21 protein-coding genes are annotated in these 20713 nt (G+C 39.2%); 16 read left to right on the top strand and 5 right to left on the bottom strand.

What is annotated here, in order from left to right:
- Positions 1-65: 65 nt before the first annotated feature.
- A complete protein-coding gene (locus tag CIB95_RS11445; protein ID WP_158217613.1) occupies positions 66-1232 on the top strand; it encodes a GGDEF domain-containing protein in 1167 nt (388 codons plus the stop codon).
- A 55-nt stretch (positions 1233-1287) separates the two neighbouring features.
- Positions 1288-1494: a hypothetical protein gene (locus CIB95_RS11450; RefSeq protein WP_094925297.1), complete on the top strand. Its 207-nt coding sequence runs from the start codon at positions 1288-1290 to the stop codon at positions 1492-1494.
- Here CIB95_RS11450 and CIB95_RS11455 read toward each other — a convergent pair.
- Positions 1491-2117, bottom strand: coding sequence for an NUDIX hydrolase (locus CIB95_RS11455; RefSeq protein WP_094925299.1), 627 nt, complete (start codon positions 2115-2117; stop codon positions 1491-1493). The two genes, CIB95_RS11450 and CIB95_RS11455, sit on opposite strands and share 4 nt — an antisense overlap.
- Positions 2118-2288: 171 nt before the next feature.
- On the opposite strand from CIB95_RS11455, the gene CIB95_RS11460 reads away from it, so the two are divergent.
- The gene (locus CIB95_RS11460; RefSeq protein ID WP_094925301.1) at positions 2289-2762 is read left to right on the top strand and encodes a hypothetical protein; all 474 of its coding nucleotides are present in this window, start codon (positions 2289-2291) and stop codon (positions 2760-2762) included.
- A gap of 104 nt (positions 2763-2866) precedes the next feature.
- Here the strand turns inward: CIB95_RS11460 and CIB95_RS11465 are convergent, their stop codons facing one another.
- The 3 genes from CIB95_RS11465 to CIB95_RS11475 are packed head-to-tail and all read right to left on the bottom strand — an operon-like array spanning position 2867 to position 4210.
- Entirely contained in the window at positions 2867-3196 is a 330-nt protein-coding gene (locus CIB95_RS11465; RefSeq protein WP_094925303.1) for a VOC family protein, read from the bottom strand.
- Between the two features lie 50 nt (positions 3197-3246).
- On the bottom strand, positions 3247-3735 hold the full coding sequence (locus tag CIB95_RS11470) for a hypothetical protein (RefSeq protein WP_094925305.1): 489 nt from the start codon (positions 3733-3735) through the stop codon (positions 3247-3249).
- Positions 3719-4210, bottom strand: coding sequence for a CBO0543 family protein (locus tag CIB95_RS11475; protein WP_094925307.1), 492 nt, complete (start codon positions 4208-4210; stop codon positions 3719-3721). Before CIB95_RS11475 ends, CIB95_RS11470 begins: the two co-directional genes overlap by 17 nt.
- A gap of 269 nt (positions 4211-4479) precedes the next feature.
- On the opposite strand from CIB95_RS11475, the gene CIB95_RS16075 reads away from it, so the two are divergent.
- The 7 genes from CIB95_RS16075 (at position 4480) to fabZ (ending at position 13068) form a co-directional block, all read left to right on the top strand.
- Entirely contained in the window at positions 4480-8244 is a 3765-nt protein-coding gene (locus tag CIB95_RS16075) for a S8 family serine peptidase (protein WP_142296501.1), read from the top strand.
- 57 nt (positions 8245-8301) lie between these two features.
- Positions 8302-8766, top strand: a complete 465-nt coding sequence (locus CIB95_RS11485; RefSeq protein WP_094925308.1) for an SRPBCC family protein — start codon at positions 8302-8304, stop codon at positions 8764-8766.
- A gap of 596 nt (positions 8767-9362) precedes the next feature.
- A complete protein-coding gene (locus tag CIB95_RS11490; protein WP_094925310.1) occupies positions 9363-9887 on the top strand; it encodes a hypothetical protein in 525 nt (174 codons plus the stop codon).
- A gap of 609 nt (positions 9888-10496) precedes the next feature.
- Positions 10497-10754: a sporulation transcriptional regulator SpoIIID gene (spoIIID, locus tag CIB95_RS11495; RefSeq protein WP_094925312.1), complete on the top strand. Its 258-nt coding sequence runs from the start codon at positions 10497-10499 to the stop codon at positions 10752-10754.
- Between the two features lie 289 nt (positions 10755-11043).
- The gene (gene mreB / locus CIB95_RS11500) at positions 11044-12048 is read left to right on the top strand and encodes a rod shape-determining protein (protein WP_094925313.1); all 1005 of its coding nucleotides are present in this window, start codon (positions 11044-11046) and stop codon (positions 12046-12048) included.
- A gap of 42 nt (positions 12049-12090) precedes the next feature.
- Positions 12091-12411, top strand: coding sequence for a DNA-directed RNA polymerase subunit beta (locus CIB95_RS11505; RefSeq protein WP_233144127.1), 321 nt, complete (start codon positions 12091-12093; stop codon positions 12409-12411).
- Positions 12412-12633: 222 nt separating this feature from the next.
- The gene (gene fabZ, locus CIB95_RS11510) at positions 12634-13068 is read left to right on the top strand and encodes a 3-hydroxyacyl-ACP dehydratase FabZ (protein ID WP_094925315.1); all 435 of its coding nucleotides are present in this window, start codon (positions 12634-12636) and stop codon (positions 13066-13068) included.
- Positions 13069-13524: 456 nt separating this feature from the next.
- On the opposite strand, the gene CIB95_RS11520 is transcribed toward fabZ, so the two are convergent.
- Complete coding sequence (locus CIB95_RS11520) at positions 13525-14007, bottom strand: sigma-70 family RNA polymerase sigma factor (protein WP_094925319.1); 483 nt, start codon at positions 14005-14007, stop codon at positions 13525-13527.
- Positions 14008-14287: 280 nt separating this feature from the next.
- On the opposite strand from CIB95_RS11520, the gene CIB95_RS11525 reads away from it, so the two are divergent.
- From CIB95_RS11525 to galU, 6 genes are all read left to right on the top strand, one after another.
- Complete coding sequence (locus tag CIB95_RS11525) at positions 14288-14920, top strand: class D sortase (protein ID WP_094925321.1); 633 nt, start codon at positions 14288-14290, stop codon at positions 14918-14920.
- Between the two features lie 669 nt (positions 14921-15589).
- Positions 15590-16330: a YveK family protein gene (locus CIB95_RS11530; protein WP_094925323.1), complete on the top strand. Its 741-nt coding sequence runs from the start codon at positions 15590-15592 to the stop codon at positions 16328-16330.
- Positions 16320-17030 carry a CpsD/CapB family tyrosine-protein kinase gene (locus tag CIB95_RS11535; protein ID WP_094925325.1) on the top strand — a complete coding sequence of 237 codons (711 nt, stop codon included), beginning with the start codon at positions 16320-16322 and terminating at the stop codon, positions 17028-17030. Before CIB95_RS11530 ends, CIB95_RS11535 begins: the two co-directional genes overlap by 11 nt.
- Before the next feature lie 116 nt (positions 17031-17146).
- Positions 17147-17911, top strand: a complete 765-nt coding sequence (locus tag CIB95_RS11540; protein ID WP_094925327.1) for a tyrosine-protein phosphatase — start codon at positions 17147-17149, stop codon at positions 17909-17911.
- A gap of 20 nt (positions 17912-17931) precedes the next feature.
- On the top strand, positions 17932-19752 hold the full coding sequence (locus tag CIB95_RS11545; protein WP_094925329.1) for a polysaccharide biosynthesis protein: 1821 nt from the start codon (positions 17932-17934) through the stop codon (positions 19750-19752).
- A 15-nt stretch (positions 19753-19767) separates the two neighbouring features.
- Positions 19768-20649 carry a UTP--glucose-1-phosphate uridylyltransferase GalU gene (gene galU, locus CIB95_RS11550; protein ID WP_094925331.1) on the top strand — a complete coding sequence of 294 codons (882 nt, stop codon included), beginning with the start codon at positions 19768-19770 and terminating at the stop codon, positions 20647-20649.
- Positions 20650-20713 lie beyond the last annotated feature (64 nt).

Below are 20713 nucleotides of genomic sequence, written 5' to 3' on the forward strand. Positions count from 1 at the left end.
GCTTTTGAATCGTCTTCCACCAAGATGATTGCACAGACATGTTGTATTTCTTAGGAGGAGTAACGATGATTAAAGCAATTATTATTAATATAGCAATTATTATTTCTTATTTATTTATCATAGGGCAATTTTCTCGAGCGATACATGAAGGGAAACATTATCATAAAATATTTAGTCGTTTAAAAACACAAGTTAGTGCAGGACTGCTTTTTGCAGCTTTAGGAGTAATATTACTAGCATTTCCAATTCCAGTAACAACTGAAGTAACAGTGGATTTAAGTTTAATAGCAATCGTCATCGCCGCCCTATTCTTTAGTGCCCCAGCTGCGATCGTTTCAGCACTTTTTATCGCTTTAAGTAGCATGGCGATAGTAGGTAGCACGAGCGGGATTGGGTTTGTCGGCATTGGGGTTGTTTGTGCATTATTGGTGACCATTCCACTGAAACCGGTTCGACAGGCAGCACTAATAATTATTGTGACAGGAAGTGTTGCTGCTTGGTACCTCGCACAGCCATTAGAAGTGTCTCTGACATTTTGGCTATTAACAATCATAATTGCATTTATATCTTACTATGTTTGTGACTACATTTTTGATTTAAACAAAGCGTATTTTGAACGAAAAAAAGCTAACGAAAAATTGCAAGAACTAGTTTTAGCACATGAGGAAATGGAAGCAAGACTACAAGAAGCAAATAGCAAACTATTGAAAATGGCGAACATCGATGGCTTAACAGGGATTGCCAATCGTCGCAGCTTTAATGATACGTTGGAAAAAGAAACGAAGCGGATGAAGCGGGAGAAAAAAGTGCTATCCTTGCTTATGATTGATATTGATAATTTCAAAGCATTTAATGATACATACGGCCATCAAGAAGGTGATTATTGCTTGCAATCTGTAGCTAACGAAATAAAGGGAAATTTGCAAAGACCGAGTGACTTTGTGGCTAGGTATGGCGGCGAAGAGTTTGCCGTTATTCTCCCAGGGCTCAGTGAAAACAAAGCAGCGGTTGTCGCTGAAAAAATCCGCAGTAGCATCGAAGAGTTAGAAATACCGAATGTCCATGCGGAAGCTAAGTCGATCGTTACGATTAGTGTTGGCGTTGCGACAATGGATGAGGACATAAACAGTGAGCAACTTGTGAAACTAGCTGATCGCGCTTTATATGAGGCAAAGGAGCGGGGCAGAAACCAAGTATGCCAGAGTGAACTTACTCTTATGCATACGAGTTAATATTTTTGAAGGAGACACCTCTCATGTTGACGAAATAATATATTGGAGGTGTCTTATGATTGTATTATATATAGCAATTTCATTTGTCATATTATTTTTATTTGCTACACTAATTGATTTTGATTTATACAAAGCAATATTTGTTCCGGCCGTTATTATTGGTCTATTATTTAGTATTAGCCAAAAGTTAAATACGTTAATTAACCAAAGCAAAGACGAAGTTGTCGAAGCGGACACGACAGAAAATATTGAAAAAGATTAACGAGCTAAATGATTTGCGATAAACATTAAAATGTTTTCATAGTAAGCGAGAGGGTGCTGGACGAAAGCATCCTTTCCGACTTCGTCGTTAAGAAAAACCTTCTCCGTTTCACCTATCTCTGTAAAACCTGTCAGCTGCACCTTTTCTCTTTCCCCTAACCATAGTTCATAAAAGTGAGAAAAAGCTATTTTCACAATTCCAGCAACTTCTTCTTTTTGTAAGGAAAAATCATCAAAGGAAAAGTTCCCACGATATAAAAAGACATTAGCAAACTCATTATCAATAAAGTTTTCTTTCTTCACGCTATATTCAACAATGCCTAGTGGCAGTAATTGCTCAATCGCGACATCAATGCCAAGCTCTTCTTTTACTTCACGAACGCCATCTTCGACGGATTCTGTTGCTAACAAATGGCCAGCGGCTGTAATGTCATAAAGATTCGGATTGTCTTTTTTCTGTGGGCTGCGCAGTTGCAAGTAGATGTATTCAACGTCATCTTCCTTTGCCACGAACCAACAATGAAATGCTTCATGCCAGAGCCCTTTTCTATGTACTTCTGCGCGAGTAGCCGTTCCGATTAGCTCACGCTCTTTATTGAAAACGTTAAGTACTTCGTGTTCCATTTTATCTCCTTATGTAACCTTCAATAAATTTTTTCAAAAATAGTCATTGGACATTTTCATCGTAACATAATCTTGTATTGTAGCAAAAATCACAATAATAATTCCCCTCTATCCGGACTCCTATTCCTACTAGACATGCGAGCAAACTTCATATGGAAAGGAGGAAGGTAGATGAGAGGAAAAAAACTCCTCATTTTTCTTGTGCTCCCGTTTCTTTTAGCAGCCTGTGACCTTCTCGGAAGTAGTTTAGAAAATGACTTGGACACGTACCTGGATCAATTTAACGAGATAGCCCATTTAGAGACCGAGGCGATAGAGAGTTACTACAGTGTTGTCGGGGCTAACTATACGGATGATGCCCAATTTTACGCTGTCATAAGCAATGACGTTGTCCCGAAGTATGAAACGTTTTTGAGTGAATTGCAAAAGATTGAATCGTCAAATGAACGAATTCAGCAGCTTCATGAAGAATACATTAAAGGCGTGAAATTTAATTACGAAGCAATGAAAAAATTTCTCGCCGCAGTCGAACAGCAAGATATGAACCTGATCAACTCAGGTAATGTTGACCTTAATGCCGGTAAATTAATTATTGATGAGTATAATCGTGGCATTGACGCTTTATTAAAAGAAATCGGAAAATAAACCAAAATAAAACCCGACGAATGGCCGCGAGAAAAAACGACCAGCATCGGGTTTTTTGGTGAAAGGCATCCCCATCTGTCGACAAATCCCGGGAAATGGCACCACTATTTCTTTTCCCACACATTAAATACCATTCCGAACGGATCACGGATGTAACAATCCTTCCCCTTTCCGTGCCAGCGGACAACCTCACAGCCGTTTGCGAGCAAATGTTCCTTCGCTGCTTCTAAGTCATCGACTTCGACTTCCATGACAGGTCCTAAGTTCTCCTCGCCAGGAATGAGGAAAATGCTATTGTGCGCAGTAGTGAATTCCACTTCTTTTACTGTGCTTTCAGCTGGTTCCTTCATCCCAAGAACTTCTTCATAAAATTTCTTCGCCTTCGCCACATCATTTACTTGAAAGCCGATATTTTTTGAAACGTTATATTTCATTTTCCTTTCCCCACTTTCTTGTTTTCTATCAGTGTAGCATAACGAGTAGATCACCAGTGAAGCGAAAAGTTGCGTTTAATAAAATGAAAGACAGTAATCGTAATCAGACAGGCAACGGGATAAGTAGGAATCGATAAAAGTAAGTTCCAGTGAATATAGGTGAGTACTTCATTCACTACACATAACCATTCATAGAAGACGGAAACAACGGTCCATCCTGTAATATAGAGCGCTAAACGTTTGCCTCGAAGCTGCCACTTGTCATAAAAGTAAATAAAAATGTAAGCTGCAGAAGGGTATAAGAAAAAGTGGGCGATTCCAACCGTTATTTGATAGCCTGGCCCATCTAAAAAGTGATAAAAATCATATGGTCTCACGCCTAACGTATAGTCAATCGTCTCTATGAAAATGACGACAAATATCCAAAGTGAAAACGTTGCGTAAGGATGAAATCTTCTCGGCAAAAGGTAGGCAATAGTTACGGATACTAAGGTAGAGGCGAGAAAAAAGATTTCATTCCAATCAAACGTAGAAGCCATTAGCCTTATCCTTTCTATAAAAGGTGTGTCGGATAACTTTTAAGCTTGTAAGTGTAACGACAATCACAAGTGCATTTAAAGCAAATGACCACCAAAGCTGCCAACTGTCGGCATGGAAAAAGAGATTCGTCCATTCACTGAGCCACTCAATCCCAGTCAATATCGTCACATAGATAGAAATGAGCACTAGCTTTTTAAGCAGTGACTGCAACGTGACATAGTAATTAAGAATGGTAATGGTAAGTATAGGAACTAAAACCGTCCGGTTGATAACATCTGCCCAATTTAAACTAGCAATTTCTGAAAGTTTTATTAGCTCGAACTTTAAAAAAAGAATCGCAGATATGTTTTGAATAACGATTGCTGAGATGCACCAATAAACAAGAATCTCGAGCGAATGAAGATTTCTCTTCATCACAAAACGTAAGTAAGCTATGGCTGCGATATTTACAAGAATAAATAAAAATAAAGTCATAAGGACCACTCCAAATAGGGAACATGAAAATACATACGTAGAAAAATTTCACAATGTTACGTTTAGCATTCGTAAAAATGTGGTTTTTATTCGGGGAGTGGTGTCTGTACTGCCATCCTTCGACAAATCCCGGGAAGTGACAGGCACTACTTCTTTCCCCTCCATTACTACCAATGGCTTGTTTTCAAAATATACCTTACTGAAAGGGACGCCTCCTTATAAGATGAAAGAGAACTAAATGAATTTTCAAACAATAAGGAGGAGTAAAATTGAACAGGAAAAACAAACTATTTTCACTACTAGTAACTTTATTATTAATTACTAGTCTCGTTATCCCCGCACAAGCAGTCACCCCAGGATTCAATACATCAGAAACAGGACTAGAAGCAGTAGGTTCGAAAATCCAACCAGAATTACTAGAAGCTTTTGAAACGTCAGCAACAGCGCAAGTAATCGTCACCTTCCATGGGGACGGTGCCCCAACAGACACAGATGTAAATTTACTAGAAAGTATCGGGGTTACAACCGGTATTACGATGACATCTCTTCCGATGGCTGGGATTATTGCTACGAAAGAGCAAGTAATTCAGCTAGCGGAAAATAGTAATGTACGCTCCCTTTACTTAAATGAAAAAGTAGAATATACGAATGCCGATGCAAATGAACTCACAGGAGTCAATGAAGTGAAAGAAGATTCATCACTTTGGCTAGGCGGATTTCCTGTCTCAGGTCGTGGCATTACCGTTGTCATTAACGACTCAGGAATTGACGCAACACACGGCGATTTAAAATACGGAGAAAAAGTACTAGAAAACGTCTTAGGTTCAACGAACTTAAGTAACTTAACGTCACCGAAGATTTTCCCTGTCTCTTATGTTGAAGGAGTCATCAACACGGATACGAATTCAGGGCACGGAACACATGTTGCCGGAACCGTAGCAGGTGATGGAACGCGTTCGGCTGGAAAATATGCCGGAGCAGCGCCAGGAGCAAACCTTATTGGGTATGGATCAGGTGGAGCACTATTCATTCTTGACGGTGTCGGTGGCTTTGATTATGCCTTAACACACCAATATGAGTATGGCATTCGCGTCATTACGAATTCATGGGGCGGTTCAGGTGACTTTGATCCAAACCATCCTGTAAACATTGCTAGTAAAAAAGCATATGAGCGCGGCATTGTCGTGACGTTCGCTGCAGGTAATGATGGCAGAAGCGGAGAAAATACGTTAACTCGCTATGCAGCTCCTTGGGTCATTACAGTAGCGGCTGGTACAAAAGATAAACAATTAGCTGATTTCTCATCTCGAGGCTTAAAAGATGACGGAGCGACTTACGAAATTGATGGTGAAACGTGGACGTACACAAACGCACCAACAATTACGGCTCCTGGTGTCGATATTATTTCAACGATTACACCGAGCCCATTAATGGCAATAAGCACACCAGATGAAATTGAACCAGCACACGCCCCGTTTTACGCACAAATGAACGGAACGTCAATGGCAACACCGCACGTTGCTGGGATCGTTGCACTATTACTTGAAGTAAACCCATCCTTACACCCAGCAGACATCAAACAAATTTTAATCGACACAGCAGAAAAAATGGCCGGCTATGAAACGTGGGAAGTAGGCGCAGGTTATGTGGACGCACATGCTGCTGTGAAAAAAGTTTTCGATACAATCGGACCTGTCGCAAACTACGCAGGTTCACCAGTAGCTTACAATGATGAAATGTACGAAGCATATGGCCGTGTTTTCCCAGATCCACAAGGAGGACTTCCGAAAACAGCAGGTGTTTCACCATATGCGAAAGGAAAAGTCGCAGCAACACAGTTTATTCAATTTCCAGAAGCAATTAAAGGCTTAAAATATTTAGAAATGAAATATCCAAACCGTATCGAACTGATCCGTATTGATGAACATTTCAATGATCCAGAGCTTTTATCAGCAGGACTTGGAACATCAACAAGTGAAAGAGAAAGATCACCTCTTTACGTCGTTCGTGTCACAGACGAGACGGTGACGACAGACAAAAAACGTGTTGTTTTTAGCTTAAGTATGCACGGTATTGAAAAAGCAGGACTAGAAGGAGGACTTCGCGCCATTGAAGACCTCGTTTCTGCAAGCAAATACGACAAGCTAACGTTAAAGTCTGACTCTGCCACGATGCATGAAGCATTGCAAAAACAAGAAGTTTACTTCCTGCTTATTAACCCAGATGGCTGGCGCCGTGGCGATATTACGCGAGGTGGTCCGTTCTACCAACGATATAACGGAAACGGCATGGACTTAAACCGCGACTGGCCAGTTGTTGGTTACACGTACAAACCATACACACCTGGTTCAGAGCCGGAAACAAAGGCCTATATGAAATATTTAAAAGATGTTGCAGAAAAGTGGGATAGTGGGGCAGACTTGCACGGAATGATTACTGCTAATGCCTTCACATACACAATGATGCCGGCAGGACAGCTTGACTATTTCAAAAACGAGCGCGTCCTAAACTTAGTAGAAGGTATCCATGAAGATGCGCAACAACGTTTAAGTTGGTCGCCTTTAATTGTCGAGCAAGGTTCGCCAGGAACAGGCACGGAAACGGTCATGGTCGGACAACAGTGGGGAACGGTTTGGGATACGTTAAACTACACAGTTACTGGAGACTTCGGTAACTGGGCAGGAAACCCTCTCGGATTAAACGGTGATGTGATTGATAATGAAATGGCACTTAGCCACTTAGCAACGAATAACATTTACTACCCAATCATTGAGCAAATGCATGTTGATGGAAACAAAGGACTAATTTTCACACAAATGGCGGCAGAGCTGAAAGAGTGGACGGAAGAAGAAAAAACGTTCCCTCTAAACGGAAAAGTAGCCGTGCTAGATCATGGTGTGACAATCTCCAATGACGGAACAGAAGTAGCGGTTGATCCGAATGACGAGCTGCCAGCGCAACCACTAGAAAAGTTTTCAATGGTCTACCCAGCACAAACAGAACATTATTTCGAAGTAAAAGGTCCTGGAGACGGTTTTAGCTCGACATCATTAGAAGTAAGCGTTCGTGGTTCAAGTGTCCAAGGTGTGACAGCGAACGTACCAAACATTACGTTGTACTACAATGATGACCATGGCGGTTGGAAAGAAATGGCGAGCAACTTTAACCAATCATTTATTTACTTGCAAAGTGCAGCAGTTGTCTCTGCGAACTACTTAGCACCTGGTGAGTATAAAGTTGTTGTTGAACATAGCTTAATGGCACCTGGTCCATCTTATATAAATGGTGAAATAAACTTTACGAAAGAACTAGCATGGGACCAGCCATTACAAAAAGCATATAACGTCACAAACTTAGCATTCTTTGATGAGTTAAATAACTACTTGCCAGAGGCGAAAAAGATTAACAAGCTTTCGTATGAAAACATTGCGAGTAATAAGATCGACTTATCTACTTATGACAGCATCGTCTTAGCGAACCATAGCTACAGTGCAAATTTATCTGAAACGCAAAAAACGAAAGTAAGTGCTGCATTGAAACAATTCGTGGAAACAGGCGGGAACTTAGTCTTAATGGATGGAGCAGTGCAAATGCTAGCGGACATCGGCATCATCAAAGCAGACGACATTAAGATGGTTGGAAAATACGCAGGATACGTGCAGATGGAAACATACAATCATGCTTTAGCGAAAAACTTAAACAAAAGCGGAGCGGCAGGTGGAACGAACAACCGTCGTCAAACGTACGAGCCAGTACCGTTAGGAATCTCGATTGAAGATGGTGAGGACGATTCACCAGTATGGCGCGTCAACCGTTCAGCTTGGGAAAATAAAGGCGGAGTTACAGTAGGTATTACTGATGCAGGCTGGACATCTTTAGGGGAAATAAACGTCGGTAACGGGAAAATCCGTATTATCGGGGCATTACTGCCAGATCCATCAAACGAGTTCTACCACCCGCATGGCCTAAATAACTATGCATTAACGTGGAGCGGCTATGAGTTCTTCGGAAACCTTGTGGATTATCAAAGATAACATCGAAAATCTCGGGAGGTTCCTGTCACCTGACAGGAGCCAGAATGGAGCGAAAAAATGATGAATAAAGCGGCTGGAAATTCAGTGGTAACACATCATTACAATCATCCTGCTGAAACTGTGTTTCGTGCATGGCTAGATGAGCGTCTCTTGAAGAAATGGCTATTTCCAGGAGAACTTCTTTTGAAAGTGGAAATAAACCCTAATATCGAAGGTGAATTTTCTTTTGTAGTCGACCGAGAAGGAACTGCCGTTGACCACCGCGGAAAGTACCTTGAAATACAAGCACCTTCGCGGCTAGCATTCACGTTTGGTATTCCGAAAATAACACCCGATACTGACACTGTTTACATTGATATAATTGATACATGTGAAGGGTGTAAGCTAACACTTACGCATGAAATACACCCAAACTGGACGGAGTATGTAAAAGATACAGATAAAGCTTGGAAACAAATGCTCGTCGTCTTAGAAAAAGTATTAGACAGAGGGATGAACAGAGAGTTGCAACAGCCGTCTTAAGCTTTATCAATTAGCACTTAAATATAAAATGATGTTATTTTTTATAAGCTCGGTCAAATTACTTCGCTTTCCACGGGCACGGCCTCAGCTACGTTAGGAAGCTTAGAACGCTTTCTAACGGGATCTTCGCCTCGTGCTGTCCCGTAGGAGTCTCCGTATTTTGACTGAGCTTTTCTATAAAATTTACTGTTCGACTATTTGAAATAGGACTATTATCTTGTAGGTCATCTTATATCACAGTGAATTATCCCACCGAAAACACACCTATTGACCTACTTAAAAACAATCACGCTCAAGCGAACATATATGGAGAGGTTAACGTGTTCCCCTTAACCGATAAAATACCTCATCAAGCAGGCAAATAAGCCTGCTTTTTCAACATATGCAATCCCCCAGCTTATCTAACTAACCACCTAACCACCTAACCACAAACCACCTAACCACCTCGGTTAAATGACAGGCCCCCAAAAAAATTTCTCCAAAGGTCTAACCGTATACTACATAAGAAGTAAATCTGTTTTTATTAAAGGAGAACAGAACAGAAATGGAGAAAACGAAAGGGGACTAACAAACAAATAGCGTCTAGGAGGAAACGGATGAGAAAGTTTTATGTAATATTGATTTTGGTAGCCTTTTTTATTTTATTAGCAAGCGATTTAAATGATAAAAAAGAAAAAGTTGAAACAAATGAAAAGCCTACCCATTCTGCTACAGTTGAAACAGCTGCTGCTGAGGAAGAAAGCGAAGATGAGTACGCTACCTATAATCCTTTTCGATTAAAAGCGATAGATAGTAGAATTGCCACAATTAAAGTGAATGGGGAAGAACTTTATGCAATAACGTATAAGGCCTACTTAACTTCAAATGATTACTTAACTATGCCGAAAGAATTTAAAGAGTTTGTTTTTACTGTTGAACCTTTAAACAATTCAATTAGTTACCATGTAGACTATGCTCTTAGTCAGAATAAACAACTATCTAAGCCTGGTAAATATATATATGAATTAGAATTTACGACTAACTATAGTAAATATAGTGAAGAGACATTAAATAAAATGCAGAATGAATATGACTTTACAATTGTTATGAGGAAAGAAAACAAAGAATTTTTGATATATTAATTTGCAGATTATTTCCTTATAGGTATTTTTATTAACGCTATAGTGCCAATAAATTACACATAAGTCTAGTTAACTCCAATAAATTAGATGTTAAAACCCCTTATGCAGTCGACCTAGCCTGCTTTTTCTTGTTTTGTTCAACAAGGGCCTGCCCTTTCCACACACATCGCAATTATCTCGCAACCCTAACCTTCATCTATATTCACCAATCCACCTACCCACCTACCCACCTACCCACCTAATCACTAGCCACCTAACCACTATCCACCCACCTAACCAACTATCCACCCACCCAACCTACTATACTTATTCACCATGCCCCCAACAATATAACCAAAATCAGCAACTTGCCCCAATTGTCAAAAAAATTTGTAAAAAAACCTTGTCCCCCTTGACATTTAGGAATAATACCCCATTTTGTCTAATAGACTTTAACAAAACCAAATGAGGGTAAGAGGTGAGAATGATAGGTATGGCTTCGAAGTCCCAACCGATAAAAGTGCAAACATAAGTCCTCGCAAACATTCAACTACACTACTTCGAAAAACGCCATCCCGTGGGGTCTCCCCCTTGCAGTACTCTCACATCCATATTAGGGAGGCGAGTGGTGTGCATGATTACATCAAGGAGCGAACGCTCAAGATTGGAAACTATATAGTAGAAACAAGAAAGACCGTTCGCGTAATCGCCAAAGAATTTGGCGTATCGAAAAGCACTGTACACAAAGACTTAACAGAAAGGTTGCCTGAAATTAACCCTGATCTTGCAAATGAAGTAAAGGACATCTTAGAATATCACAAATCGGTCCGCCATCTGCGCGGAGGAGAGGCGACAAAACTAAAGTATAAAAACGAAACAGTAATGTAAACTAACAAACTACATCATCCTTCCATATAAATCCAGATATAGATGCAGCGCTATTTACCCTCACCCTTCTCAAAAGTAATTTTGAGACTATGAAACAGGGGAACTTTTCCCTGTTTTTTCGTTTCTCAAAAAACTTTCTCACATGAATACATCTTTTCCCCCTTCGTATTAGAAAAATTATGCAGAAAATTGTCAACAAATTTACAAAAAGATATGAATACATCTTGATATTATGCTAAAATTAAACATAAAAGAGACTTTGAAACGGTATGGGTAGAGGGGGAGCAAGATGTTTGCAAGAGATATCGGTATCGACTTAGGAACAGCTAATGTATTAATCCACGTTAAAGGACGAGGTATCGTCTTAAATGAACCTTCTGTAGTTGCGATTGACACAACTACTGGGAAGCCACTAGCAGTAGGAGAAGAAGCTCGTAAAATGGTTGGGCGTACGCCTGGTAATATCGTCGCTATTCGTCCATTAAAAGACGGCGTCATCGCTGACTTTGATATTACAGAAGTAATGTTAAAGTACTTTATCAACAAAATTAATGCTCGCGGCTTTTTAACAAAGCCAAGAATGCTCATCTGTTGCCCAGCTAACATTACGTCTGTTGAGCAAAAAGCTATTCGTGAAGCAGCTGAAAAAAGCGGCGGGAAAAAAGTATATTTAGAAGAAGAGCCGAAAATTGCCGCAATCGGAGCGGGTATGGACATTTTCCAACCGTCCGGTAACATGGTTGTTGATATCGGTGGTGGAACAACAGATGTTGCAGTACTCTCTATGGGTGATATCGTAACTTCTGCCTCTATTAAAGTCGCTGGAGATAAATTTGACCATGAAATCTTACAGTACATAAAGAAAAAATATAAACTATTAATCGGTGATCGCACAGCAGAGGATATTAAAATTCAAGTTGCAACGGTCTTCCCTGGCGCACGAAATGAGTCATTAGATATCCGTGGGCGTGACATGGTCTCTGGCCTACCACGTACCATCACTATCTACTCTGATGAAATTTTAGAAGCGTTAAAAGAGCCGGTAAGCAGCATCGTTCAAGCTTGTCGTACCGTTTTAGAAAATACGCCTCCTGAACTATCGGCAGATATCATTGACCGTGGTATTATATTAACAGGTGGTGGAGCTTTATTACATGGAATTGACCAGCTTCTATCAGAAGAGCTTAAAGTTCCAGTAATTATTGCCGAAGATCCAATGGATTGTGTGGCAAAAGGAACTGGTATTATGCTTGAGTACATCGACAACTTGCCAGCAAAAAAAAGACTTAGCTAAAAATACCCTTCGCCACTAGAGTATGAGGAAGGTTGAAAAACAATGATGACAAATCAAGACGATGAAAAAACGATACAAATGAATAGAGTTACAGAAGAACATTCTCGTTCAGAAAAACGGAAGCAACGAAAACGCGAAAAAGAAAAGGAAGCTTCCAAACAACGTCCAGATTTTCTTAAATCGCCAAGACCAAAACGCAAGTTCCCAATTTGGGCTCGCCTAATCGTTGTCCTTGCTTTAATTGTCCTAAGCTTATTTGCGGGACTAATGTTCGGTTATGGTGTAATCGGTGATGGAAACGCGACCGACGCACTAAAGTGGGAAACATTCCAAAACATCTTTGATTTAATTAATAAAGAGTAAAGTGCAGCAGCTATCGCTGCACTTTTTCTATGAGTAATACATAATTAGCTAACATCTACTCCCTTTCCGCGGACGATCCACGAGCCTCCTCACTCGTACACCTCGTTGTGGGGTCTCGTCTGGCTCGTTTTTCCGCAGGAGTGTCGTAGATGTCAGCACAGCGCTATTCAGTTCTTCTTAATTAAAAATAAATTAGTACTTACATTAAAGGAGAGAAAATACATGCTAAATATTGATGAGATTAAAGAGATCATTCCACACCGTTACCCGTTCTTACTTGTTGATAAAATTCTTGAAGTAGTTGAAGGGGAAAAAGCAGTCGGCGTTAAAAATGTCACTGCAAACGAAGAGTTCTTCAACGGGCACTTCCCGAACTACCCAGTAATGCCTGGCGTATTAATTGTTGAAGCACTTGCACAAGTAGGTGCAGTAGCGATGCTGAAAAAAGAAGAAAACCGTGGTCGCTTAGCATTTTTCGCTGGCATTGATAAATGTCGCTTTAAAAGACAAGTTCGCCCTGGTGACGTTCTGAAGTTAGAAGTAGAAATGACGCGCGTTCGTGGTGCAATGGGTAAAGGAAAAGGCCTTGCGACTGTTGACGGTGAAGTTGTTTGTGAAACAGAGTTAATGTTCGCTTTAGGGGACAAGCAAGAATAAGATATTTAAGAAACCAAAGAGATGCTCTGGCAAAATACTTCGCATCTCTTTCGCCTTTTAAGTGAAATACTATCTTGAAGTTCAAAAATTAAGATATTGCAACGAAATCCACTCCCTTTCCGCGGGCGAACCGCAAGCCTCCTCGTTCGTGCCTCACTGTGGGGTCTTGCCTGGCTCGCTATTCCCGCAGGAGTGTCGTGGATTTCGTGTAAGAGCAACTATAATAAGTTTAAAATGCGATGCGACCTAACGCTTTTAAAGATTCAATATTCTACTTGAATTAGAAGTGCGTAGTCAAAATACGGAGACTCCTACGGGAACAGCACGTGTCCGAAGGCCCCGAAGAAAGCGTCTTTTGCTTTCTTCGGAGGCTGAGGCCGTGCCCGTGGAAAGCGAAGTATTTTGACAAGCGTTTCGTATTTTTCTATTAAAGGAACGCTTCCTAACAGACTATTCTTAGTCTGTTAAAAGACGTCGCAACTTCTTAATCGCTTGCCTCCGCCACGATTTCACAGCTTCCACTGAAACGTTCTCCTTTGCCGCAATCTCTGACGGTGTAAGTTGTCCATACACATAATACCGCAGCCACTTCTGCTGATTGTCGGTCAAATGACGTAAATATCCTTCAATCGTTTCATCTACACAAAACTCTTCTTCCACACTGTCCTCTACAAACGTATCTTGCAATTGGTTTCTTTCATCATAGTTTCTACTCTCTTGTAAGGCAGTTAACAACCGTCCACGCACATAGCGAAAGGCATACGTCGAAAAACGACCTTTCTCATCGTCAAAGTTTCGATATGCGTCCCATAACGCAATCATGGCAATTTGATAAAAGTTATCGTGGTCTTTATAAATATTCAGCGCTTTTAACTGTCCTTTAATTAACGGCATAAACTGCTCGAGTACTTCTTCAAAAGATTGCTCTTGTACCTGCATTGAAAATAACTCCTTTTAGAAAGGCGCCTTTCTCATTTGTTCCGCGGTACTTTTACCATACAAAAGGAAAATAATGGTGTCACAGCCGAGATTCAACTGAATCCAATCTTGCTACTCCCAGATTCAAGCTCAATCTATTTAGAAAAGAACATAGTTCAGCATCAGAAAAACAAAATATAGAAAATTCTCTAAAATAAAAAAATATAGTCGGAAAATCCTAACTCGATGTTTTTATCTGTTATAATTAGGGGATGATAATGATAAACGGAGTGAAAAACTTATGAAATGGTTTGCGCTGCTACTAATAATAGGTGGAGTTTCATTTATTGGTTATGGTGGATACGAAATATGGTCGTCTTCACAAGAACAAGATGCAGCTCTAGAAGAAGCTGAAAACATATTGAAAAACTATAGTAAAAACAAACAAGCTGTCCCGACAACAACAGACTCAGATGAAGAAGACACAGAAAAGCCAGAAGGTCCTCACTACGTTTTCCGTAGTGAGTTTGTTCCAGTTCATGGGGAAACGGTTGGCATTTTAGAAATTCCAGCACTTGAAGCAAAGCTTCCTATAATAGAAGGAACAAACGCCGATGAGCTTAAACGTGGCGTAGGACATTACTACACTAGTAAATACCCGACTGATAATGATCAAATTGTATTGTCAGGGCATCGCGATACCGTTTTCCGTGATTTAGGAAAACTAAAAATTGGCGATACATTCATCATGCATTTACCATACGGTGAATTCACATATGAAATATACGGAACTGAAATTGTAGATAAATATAATCAAGATGTTATTAAATCTACAGCACCGAATGAAGAACTTGTTTTATCGACATGCTATCCATTTTCTAATGTTGGTGGAGCGCCAGAGCGATATATTGTTTATGCAAAACCGGTTTATTAATAGGAATTATTAAGAAATCCAAACCAATTCAGATATCCCGTCTGGAAAGGTTGGATTTTTTATTTTCCTAAAAATCCGGTATTTAAAAATAGAAATACAAATAATAAGCATACATCTGTAGTTATCTAGCGCAGTCAAAATACGTCGCTATCCACGGGCATGGCCTCAGTCTCCTCAGAAAGCACGCTTTCTTGTCTTCGGACTCGCGTGATTTCCCGAAGGAGTCTCCGTATTTTGGCTGCGCATTTCTTTTTTTCTTTACTAAAGGGTTATATTTATATTTTGTTCAAGTTCGCTATTTGCCTAAGATTTTTCAATGATATTCACAAACAATAGCTAACCTTTTGGTAGCAAATACTCAAGCGGAAAGGGAGTGGATTTTAATAAAATTAACAATATGCATTTGTCGAATTGTGTTGGGAATTGCAAAACGATAGTTCTTTATCGCTTGGTAGAATTATGGTAATTTTGAGTTTGGGCTATTTATATACTACTTTTGGTATATAATAAAGTTAGTAATTTACAGTATATGAAAATAAATAACAATAAATGGTAAAATACTATTCAAAAAATATAAAAAACTGTCAGAAAAGCTATCAAAATACGACAATGTTTATGATATACTATCAAGATATGAAAGAGAGATTTCTCAACTAATGGGAGGCTACTATGGAAGAAACTATAAGTTTAAAAGAGTTGTTTGAAACGTTACGCAAAAGGTTATGGATGATCCTCACAATTACAGCAATTGCAGCGATCGCAGCTGCGATTATTAGCTATTTTTATATCACACCAGTTTATCAATCTTCAACACTAGTAGTAGTGAATCAATCAAAAGCCGATCAAGTAGGAATGGCGAACGGAATTGACATTCGCTCAAACACACAATACATCAACACATACAGCGACATTATTAAAAGTCCAGCAATACTAGAAAAAGTTAGCGCGGAATTAGATGGTAGAAGATCAGCAGGACAAATTAGTGGACAAACTACAATTGGTGGAAGATCTGATTCAATCGTCTTTACGATTACGGTAAAAGACACTGACCCTGAAATGGCAGCAAACATTGCTAACACGACAGCGGCAGTATTCCAAAAACAATTACCTACTATATTAAATGTCGATAACGTTAGCATTCTCTCGCAAGCTGCAGTAAGTGAAGCGCCTATTTCACCAATCCCAACAAGAAACATTATGATCGCCATTGTTGTAGGTTTAATGGCGAGTATCGGACTTGCTTTCTTACTAGACTTCTTAGACAACACAATTAAAACAGAACAAGACATCGAAAAAACATTAGGATTACCTGTCCTTGGAGCAGTAACAAAGATTGATTTAGAAAACGAAATGGACTTCTCAAAATTAGATAAAAACAACAGCATAGGAGGCGAAACGATTGGCGCGTAAAGTGAAAAACTCAAGAAAATCTTTATTGCAAACTGGGAATCGCAGCATCATTACCCATCGTTCTCCGAAATCATCAGTTTCCGAACAATATCGTACATTAAGAACGAACATTGAATTTGCAGCAGTAGATGAAAGTTTACGTACTTTTATGGTGACGTCGGCAAATCCATCGGAAGGTAAATCAACGACTGTTGCTAACTTAGCCGTTGTATTTGCCCAACAAGATAAAAAAGTCTTACTAGTTGATGCAGATATGCGCCGCCCAACCGTTCATTATACGTTCCGTACGGATAATATTAAAGGATTAACGAATTATTTAACAAAACAAGCGACATTAGAAGAAGTAGTTTGTGAGACGGAAGTAAATAACTTACAAATTATCTCATGTGGACCGATTCCACCAAACCCAGCGGAACTATTAAGTTCAAAGGCAATGGATCTATTTATCGAAGAAGCATTACAAATGTTTGATATCGTCATCTTTGATACACCACCAGTCTTAGCAGTAACTGATGCACAAGTACTTGCAAATAAAGTACAAGGTGTCGTTTTAGTCGTAAATAGTGGCAGAACAGAGACGGAAAGTGCCTTGAAAACGAAAGATCTGTTAACGAATGCAAAAGCAAAACTGCTCGGCGTTGTTTTAAATGAAAAGAAACAAAAGCAAGGCGAATATTACTACTATTACGGAAGAAGGTAGAGTATTAGATTTTCTTTTGGATAAAAATACGCTCTATAACTTTAGTTAGATATATTTCCACTATAGTTAGAGTATAGTTAAGCTTTGTTGTTATAAAATATTAGGAAGTGTACAAAATGATCGATATTCATTCTCATATATTACCAGGCATCGATGATGGTGCAAAAAATATGCAAGAAACAATTGCCATGGCTAAACAAGCGGTTAGTGAGGGGATTACGCAAATAATCGCAACCCCTCACCACCGTAACAATCAGTTTGATAATGATAAAGACGGGATAGTTTCACTAGTAAAAGATGCCAACAACATTCTTCAACGTGAAGGTATCCCTTTGTCTATACATGCAGGACAAGAAGTCCGCATTTTTGGCGAAATGGTAGACGCAATAGAAACGGAATTACTTACTTTAAACAATAACGGTAAATACATGCTCGTTGAACTACCTTCTGACCAAGTGCCGAGATATACAGAAAAACTACTATATGATTTGCAAATGGAAGGGATTATTCCAATTATTCCGCACCCAGAACGCAACCGTGAAATTATTGAAAACCCTGACCTTTTGTATCGCCTCGTCAAAAATGGTGCAGTAACGCAAGTCACTGCCGCAAGTATCACTGGTCGTTTTGGAAAAAAGATTAAAAAGTTTGCTCTTCAATGTATAGACGCTAATCTAGCACATTTGGTTTCATCTGATGCTCATAATCTTGAAACGCGTGGCTTTCATATGAAAGAAGCGTATGAAGTAATAGAAAAAGAGTTTGGTAAAGAAGTAGTTTATATGATGAAAGAAAATGCTACATATACGCTTAATGGACAAACGTTAATCAAAGAAGTCCCAGAGCGAATAAAAAAGAAAAAAATATTAGGGATTTTTTAATCTAGGGGGGAGGAAACGCTATGTCATATCGCCAACGTCTTTCAGCACTTATCCTTGTTGATTCACTTATCGTACTTACTTCAATTTATTTGAGTAGATATATGTTTTATACAGACGTCAATTGGATTACCGAACCAATCGTCTTTAGTTCGATTGCACTCTTAATTAGCCATCATATTTTCGCTTATAAATATAGTTTGTATAAACGAGCGTGGGAATACGCGAGTATCGGGGAATTATTAAATATCTTTAAAGCAGTAACGTATTCGATTGTTATTACAGGAATCATCCAACAACTTATCTACAGTGACGTATATGTTCGTTTATTAGCTGTCACTTGGATGATGCACATCTTATTTATCGGTGGTTCAAGGTTTTCTTGGCGAGTATACCGTGACAATTTCATTGCTAAGGCTGGAAATAAAAAACGCACATTAATCGTTGGGGCAGGTTCAGCGGGGACAATGGTTGCCCGTCAACTTCTAAGTGCCGGAAATGGTGAGTCAAACTTATATCCAGTTGCTTTTGTTGATGATGATGCGAAAAAGCATAGGTTAGAAATTATGGGAATACCAGTAGTTGGTGGCGTTGAAAGCATCGAAGAAGCGGTAAAAGAGTATGACATCGACAATATCGTCATTGCCATTCCTTCTCTTTCTAGATCAGAAATAAATGACATCTTCAAAGCTTGTGCAAATACTGATGCACAAACACAAATCTTACCGATGATTGAAGATATTATGACTGGAAAAGTCTCCGTAAATCAAGTACGTGATGTGCAAGTAGAGGATTTACTAGGTCGAAAGCCAGTTGAACTTGATATTGCAAGTATTTCAGACTCGTTAACAGGAAAAACAATATTAGTAACAGGAGCTGGTGGTTCAATTGGATCGGAAATATGCCGCCAAGTTGCTAAGTTTAGTCCAGAAAAGTTAATTTTGCTAGGACATGGTGAAAACAGCATCTACTCAATAGAAATGGAACTGCTAGAAAGTTATAAAGGGCAGTTTGAAATCATTACAGAAATAGCAGATGTGCAAGATCGCGAGAAAATGTTTACTGTGTTAGAAAAACATAAACCGAATGTTGTCTACCATGCAGCGGCTCATAAACATGTTCCATTAATGGAACGCAACCCAGAAGAAGCAATTAAGAACAATGTCATTGGTACGAAAAATGTTGCGGAAGCTGCCGATAATGCCTCAGTCGAAACATTCGTAATGGTTTCAACAGATAAAGCAGTAAACCCAACAAGTGTCATGGGAGCTTCAAAGAGACTCGCCGAAATGATTGTGCAAAACATCGATAAAACAAGTACTACAAAGTTTGTCGCTGTACGTTTCGGAAATGTATTAGGTAGTCGTGGTAGTGTAATTCCATTCTTCAAAAAGCAAATTGAAAAAGGTGGACCAGTAACAGTTACACATCCAGATATGATTCGTTACTTTATGACAATTCCTGAAGCGTCAAGACTAGTGATTCAAGCAGGAACATTAGCTCGCGGTGGAGAAATTTTTGTCCTTGACATGGGTGAGCCAGTCAAAATAGTAGATCTAGCAAAAAACCTTATTAAACTATCAGGCTATTCCATTGATGAAATTGGTATACAGTTCAGTGGCATACGTCCGGGAGAAAAATTGTATGAAGAACTGTTAAACGATGAAGAAATTCATAATAAACAAGTCTTTCCGAAGATTTATATTGGGAAATCACAAGTCGAAGAAATGAGTTCAATAGAAAATATTATTAATAATTATTCAGGTATGAACAAAGTGCAATTAAAAGAAGAATTAATGGCTATTGCCCATCCTCAAAAGAAACAAGTAGTAGTAAACAGTTAAATGGGGGAAGTAGAGATGAAGAAAGTAAGGAAAGCAATTATCCCAGCAGCAGGACTTGGAACACGTTTTTTACCAGCAACAAAAGCTATGCCAAAAGAAATGCTGCCAATTGTTGATAAGCCGACTATTCAATACATTGTTGAAGAAGCTGTAGAATCAGGGATTGAAGACATCATTATCGTTACAGGTAAAGGGAAGCGCGCAATTGAAGATCATTTTGATAACGCGTTTGAGCTAGAGCAAAACTTAATAGAAAAGAAAAAGTTTGAATTGCTTGAAGAAGTAAATAAAGCAACGAACTTAGTAGATATTCACTACATTCGTCAAAAAGAACCTAAAGGATTAGGACATGCAGTATGGAGTGCACGCAAGTTTATCGGTAATGAGCCGTTTGCGGTATTACTTGGTGACGATATTGTCCAAGCAGAAAAACCATGTTTACGTCAATTAATGGACGAGTTTGAACAAACGTATTCATCTATTATCGGCGTGCAAACAGTACCGTCAGAAGAAACGCATCGTTACGGAATTATTGATCCACAATCAAATGTTGATCGATTATATCAAGTAAATCAATTTGTTGAAAAACCGAAACAAGGTACAGCACCTTCAAACTTAGCAATCATGGGACGTTACATTTTAACACCTGAGATTTTTATGTTTTTAGAAAAACAAGAAACTGGTGCTGGTGGGGAAATACAGTTAACGGATGCGATCCAACAACTAAATGAAATTCAACGAGTCTTTGCCTATGACTTTGAAGGAACGCGATATGATGTAGGTGAAAAATTTGGATTTATTAAGACACAAATTGAATTCGCATTACAGCGTGATGAGTTAAAAAGTGACTTGTTGGCTTATATGCAAGAAGCTGTTGAGCGTATGACAGTTAAGTAAATAGCTACTGAATAGCAAAAAAAGTTTTATTATGTTTTAGTTAATTAGTACGTATTTGGAAGTA

The organism is Lottiidibacillus patelloidae (assembly GCF_002262935.1).
GTDB lineage: Bacteria > Bacillota > Bacilli > Bacillales > SA5d-4 > Lottiidibacillus > Lottiidibacillus patelloidae.